This window comes from Mycolicibacterium peregrinum (assembly GCF_001665625.1).
Taxonomy (GTDB): Bacteria; Actinomycetota; Actinomycetes; order Mycobacteriales; family Mycobacteriaceae; genus Mycobacterium; species Mycobacterium peregrinum_B.
Genome location: NZ_LZSY01000183.1, coordinates 1 through 5,501 on the forward strand (window position 1 = coordinate 1; position 5,501 = coordinate 5,501).

The 5,501-nt window shown below is 55.4% G+C and carries 3 rRNA genes; all 3 read left to right on the top strand.

Annotated features, from left to right (window positions below):
• Positions 1-172 precede the first annotated feature (172 nt).
• The 3 genes from A5779_RS29630 (at position 173) to rrf (ending at position 5,491) form a co-directional block, all read left to right on the top strand.
• A 16S ribosomal RNA gene (locus A5779_RS29630) occupies positions 173-1,690 on the top strand.
• Positions 1,691-2,096: 406 nt separating this feature from the next.
• A 23S ribosomal RNA gene (locus tag A5779_RS29635) occupies positions 2,097-5,221 on the top strand.
• A 156-nt stretch (positions 5,222-5,377) separates the two neighbouring features.
• Positions 5,378-5,491 (top strand): 5S ribosomal RNA (gene rrf / locus A5779_RS29640).
• The 16S, 23S and 5S rRNA genes sit together here, the layout of an rRNA operon.
• The last annotated feature ends 10 nt before the right edge of the window (positions 5,492-5,501 follow it).

Sequence of the window (5,501 nt, forward strand, 5' to 3'; positions counted from 1 at the left end):
TGTTGTTTGAGAACTCAATAGTGTGTTTGGTGGTTTTTGTTTGTTGTTTTTGGCCACGCTCTTTTTCCCGTTTAGGGTGTGGCTTTGTTTTTTTGATGCCAGTTTGTTGGTGTCTTTTGTTTGGTCGAATTTTTCTGATTCGAATTCTGCCTGTCTTTGGATGGGAAGTTTTTGTTTGGAGAGTTTGATTCTGGCTCAGGACGAACGCTGGCGGCGTGCTTAACACATGCAAGTCGAACGGAAAGGCCCTTCGGGGTACTCGAGTGGCGAACGGGTGAGTAACACGTGGGTGATCTGCCCTGCACTTTGGGATAAGCCTGGGAAACTGGGTCTAATACCGAATATGACCGCGCACTTCCTGGTGTGTGGTGGAAAGCTTTTGCGGTGTGGGATGGGCCCGCGGCCTATCAGCTTGTTGGTGGGGTAATGGCCTACCAAGGCGACGACGGGTAGCCGGCCTGAGAGGGTGACCGGCCACACTGGGACTGAGATACGGCCCAGACTCCTACGGGAGGCAGCAGTGGGGAATATTGCACAATGGGCGCAAGCCTGATGCAGCGACGCCGCGTGAGGGATGACGGCCTTCGGGTTGTAAACCTCTTTCAATAGGGACGAAGCGCAAGTGACGGTACCTATAGAAGAAGGACCGGCCAACTACGTGCCAGCAGCCGCGGTAATACGTAGGGTCCGAGCGTTGTCCGGAATTACTGGGCGTAAAGAGCTCGTAGGTGGTTTGTCGCGTTGTTCGTGAAAACTCACAGCTTAACTGTGGGCGTGCGGGCGATACGGGCAGACTAGAGTACTGCAGGGGAGACTGGAATTCCTGGTGTAGCGGTGGAATGCGCAGATATCAGGAGGAACACCGGTGGCGAAGGCGGGTCTCTGGGCAGTAACTGACGCTGAGGAGCGAAAGCGTGGGGAGCGAACAGGATTAGATACCCTGGTAGTCCACGCCGTAAACGGTGGGTACTAGGTGTGGGTTTCCTTCCTTGGGATCCGTGCCGTAGCTAACGCATTAAGTACCCCGCCTGGGGAGTACGGCCGCAAGGCTAAAACTCAAAGAAATTGACGGGGGCCCGCACAAGCGGCGGAGCATGTGGATTAATTCGATGCAACGCGAAGAACCTTACCTGGGTTTGACATGCACAGGACGCCAGTAGAGATATTGGTTCCCTTGTGGCCTGTGTGCAGGTGGTGCATGGCTGTCGTCAGCTCGTGTCGTGAGATGTTGGGTTAAGTCCCGCAACGAGCGCAACCCTTATCTTATGTTGCCAGCGCGTAATGGCGGGGACTCGTGAGAGACTGCCGGGGTCAACTCGGAGGAAGGTGGGGATGACGTCAAGTCATCATGCCCCTTATGTCCAGGGCTTCACACATGCTACAATGGCCGGTACAAAGGGCTGCGATGCCGTGAGGTGGAGCGAATCCTTTCAAAGCCGGTCTCAGTTCGGATCGGGGTCTGCAACTCGACCCCGTGAAGTCGGAGTCGCTAGTAATCGCAGATCAGCAACGCTGCGGTGAATACGTTCCCGGGCCTTGTACACACCGCCCGTCACGTCATGAAAGTCGGTAACACCCGAAGCCGGTGGCCTAACCCTTGTGGAGGGAGCCGTCGAAGGTGGGATCGGCGATTGGGACGAAGTCGTAACAAGGTAGCCGTACCGGAAGGTGCGGCTGGATCACCTCCTTTCTAAGGAGCACCACGAGACCTGGGCCGGCCCCGCAGATCGCGGGATCAGCTGAGCTTTCAGGCGATTCGTTGGATGGCCTCGCACCTGTAGTGGGTGGGGGTCTGGTGCACTCAACAAACTTGGCGTGGGATGCGGGAAAGCATCTGCGGAAAATCATCAGACACACTATTGGGCTTTGAGACAACAGGCCCGTGCCCCTTTCGGGGGGTGGCTCCCGGTTGCGGGTGTCGGCGTGTTGTTGCCTCACTTTGGTGGTGGGGTGTGGTGTTTGATTTGTGGATAGTGGTTGCGAGCATCTAGCACGCGAATACGTGAGGCTCTCACCGCCTGTATGGGTGGTGTGGGCCAGTGTTTGTGTGCGATTGATGTGCAATTTCTTTTGAAACTCATTTTTTGGTTTTTGTGTTGTAAGTGTTTAAGGGCGCATGGTGGATGCCTTGGCACTGGGAGCCGATGAAGGACGTTGGAGGCTGCGATATGCCTCGGGGAGCTGCCAACCGAGCGTTGATCCGAGGATGTCCGAATGGGGAAACCCAGCACGAGTGATGTCGTGTTACCCACTACTGAATACATAGGTAGTGGGGGGGAACGCGGGGAAGTGAAACATCTCAGTACCCGTAGGAAGAGAAAACAAAAGTGATTCCGTGAGTAGTGGCGAGCGAAAGCGGAGGATGGCTAAACCGTATGCATGTGATACCGGGTAGGGGTTGTGTGTGCGGGGTTGTGGGACCTGTTTTTCCAGTTCTACCTGGCTGGAGGGTAGTTAGAAAATGTCGTGGTTAACGGAAGTGGTTTGGGATGACCTGCCGTAGACGGTGAGAGCCCGGTACGTGAAAACCTGACATCTGCCTTGAACAGTGTTCCCGAGTAGCAGCGGGCCCGTGAAATCTGCTGTGAATCTGCCGGGACCACCCGGTAAGCCTGAATACTTCCCAGTGACCGATAGCGGATTAGTACCGTGAGGGAATGGTGAAAAGTACCCCGGGAGGGGAGTGAAATAGTACCTGAAACCGTGCGCTTACAATCCGTCAGAGCCTTCGACTTTGTCGTGGGGTGATGGCGTGCCTTTTGAAGAATGAGCCTGCGAGTCAGGGACATGTCGCGAGGTTAACCCGTGTGGGGTAGCCGCAGCGAAAGCGAGTCTGAATAGGGCGTATCCACACAACAGTGTGTGGTGTAGTGGTGTGTTCTGGACCCGAAGCGGAGTGATCTACCCATGGCCAGGGTGAAGCGCGGGTAAGACCGCGTGGAGGCCCGAACCCACTTAGGTTGAAGACTGAGGGGATGAGCTGTGGGTAGGGGTGAAAGGCCAATCAAACTCCGTGATAGCTGGTTCTCCCCGAAATGCATTTAGGTGCAGCGTCACATGTTTCTTGTTGGAGGTAGAGCTACTGGATGGCCGATGGGCCCCACAGGGTTACTGACGTCAGCCAAACTCCGAATGCCGACAAGTCCAAGAATGTGGCAGTGAGACGGCGGGGGATAAGCTCCGTGCGTCGAGAGGGAAACAGCCCAGATCGCCGGCTAAGGCCCCTAAGCGTGTACTAAGTGGAAAAGGATGTGCAGTCGCGAAGACAACCAGGAGGTTGGCTTAGAAGCAGCCACCCTTGAAAGAGTGCGTAATAGCTCACTGGTCAAGTGATTGTGCGCCGATAATGTAGCGGGGCTCAAGTACACCGCCGAAGCCGCGGCAACGTATTTATACGTTGGGTAGGGGAGCGTCCTGCATCCGGTGAAGCAGCAGAGTGATCTAGCTGTGGAGGGTGTGGGAGTGAGAATGCAGGCATGAGTAGCGAATAGGCAAGTGAGAACCTTGCCCGCCGAAAGACCAAGGGTTCCTGGGCCAGGCCAGTCCTCCCAGGGTGAGTCGGGACCTAAGGCGAGGCCGACAGGCGTAGTCGATGGACAACGGGTTGATATTCCCGTACCCGTGTATGTGCGTCCATGATGAATCCATTGTGCTAACCATCCAAAACCGTCGTGACCGATCCCTTCGGGGTGAGGCGTTGACGGGGCTGCGTGGGACCCCGGTGGGTAGTAGTCAAGCGATGGGGTGACGCAGGAAGGTAGCCGTACCAGTCAGTGGTTGTACTGGGGTAAGCCGGTAGGGAGAAACGTAGGCAAATCCGCGTTTCATATTCCTGAGAGGTGATGCATAGCCGTTTGAGGCGAATTCGGTGATCCTATGCTGCCAAGAAAAGCCTCTAGCGAGGACATACACGGCCCGTACCCCAAACCAACACAGGTGGTCAGGTAGAGAATACTAAGGCGTACGAGTGAACTATGGTTAAGGAACTCGGCAAAATGCCCCCGTAACTTCGGGAGAAGGGGGACCCCCATATCGTCAAGGCTTTTGCGGCCGGCAGCGGGAGGGGGTGGCACAAACCAGTGAGAAGCGACTGTTTACTAAAAACACAGGTCCGTGCGAAGTCGCAAGACGATGTATACGGACTGACGCCTGCCCGGTGCTGGAAGGTTAAGAGGACCTGTTAACCCTTCGGGGTGAAGCAGAGAATTTAAGCCCCAGTAAACGGCGGTGGTAACTATAACCATCCTAAGGTAGCGAAATTCCTTGTCGGGTAAGTTCCGACCTGCACGAATGGCGTAACGACTTCTCAACTGTCTCAACCATAGACTCGGCGAAATTGCACTACGAGTAAAGATGCTCGTTACGCGCGGCAGGACGAAAAGACCCCGGGACCTTCACTACAACTTGGTATTGGTGCTCGATACGGTTTGTGTAGGATAGGTGGGAGACTGTGAAATTCACACGCCAGTGTGGGTGGAGTCGTTGTTGAAATACCACTCTGATCGTATTGGGCCTCTAACCTCGGACCGTATATCCGGTTCAGGGACAGTGCCTGGTGGGTAGTTTAACTGGGGCGGTTGCCTCCCAAAATGTAACGGAGGCGCCCAAAGGTTCCCTCAACCTGGACGGCAATCAGGTGTTGAGTGTAAGTGCACAAGGGAGCTTGACTGCGAGACGTACATGTCGAGCAGGGACGAAAGTCGGGACTAGTGATCCGGCACCTCTGAGTGGAAGGGGTGTCGCTCAACGGATAAAAGGTACCCCGGGGATAACAGGCTGATCTTCCCCAAGAGTCCATATCGACGGGATGGTTTGGCACCTCGATGTCGGCTCGTCGCATCCTGGGGCTGGAGCAGGTCCCAAGGGTTGGGCTGTTCGCCCATTAAAGCGGCACGCGAGCTGGGTTTAGAACGTCGTGAGACAGTTCGGTCTCTATCCGCCGCGCGCGTCAGAAGCTTGAGGAAATCTGTCCCTAGTACGAGAGGACCGGGACGGACGAACCTCTGGTGTACCAGTTGTTCCACCAGGAGCACGGCTGGATAGCCACGTTCGGACAGGATAACCGCTGAAAGCATCTAAGCGGGAAACCCCCTCCAAGACCAGGCTTCTCACCCTTTTAGAGGGATAAGGCCCCCCGCAGACCACGGGATTGATAGGCCAGACCTGGAAGCCTAGTAATGGGTGAAGGGAACTGGCACTAACCGGCCGAAAACTTACAACAACCAACAAACACCAAATGTTTGATGGGTTTCAGTAAGACGCACAACAAGCCTCGCAACCACAATTCATAAACACCCACACACTTGTGTATGGAGTGCGATACCGCACCCCACCACCAAAACACAAAGGTTTACACCCAGAAACGGGTGAATAAAGTTACGGCGGTCCATAGCGGCAGGGAAACGCCCGGTCCCATCCCGAACCCGGAAGCTAAGCCTGCCAGCGCCGATGATACTACCCTCTCGGGTGGAAAAGTAGGACACCGCCGAACACAAATTAAG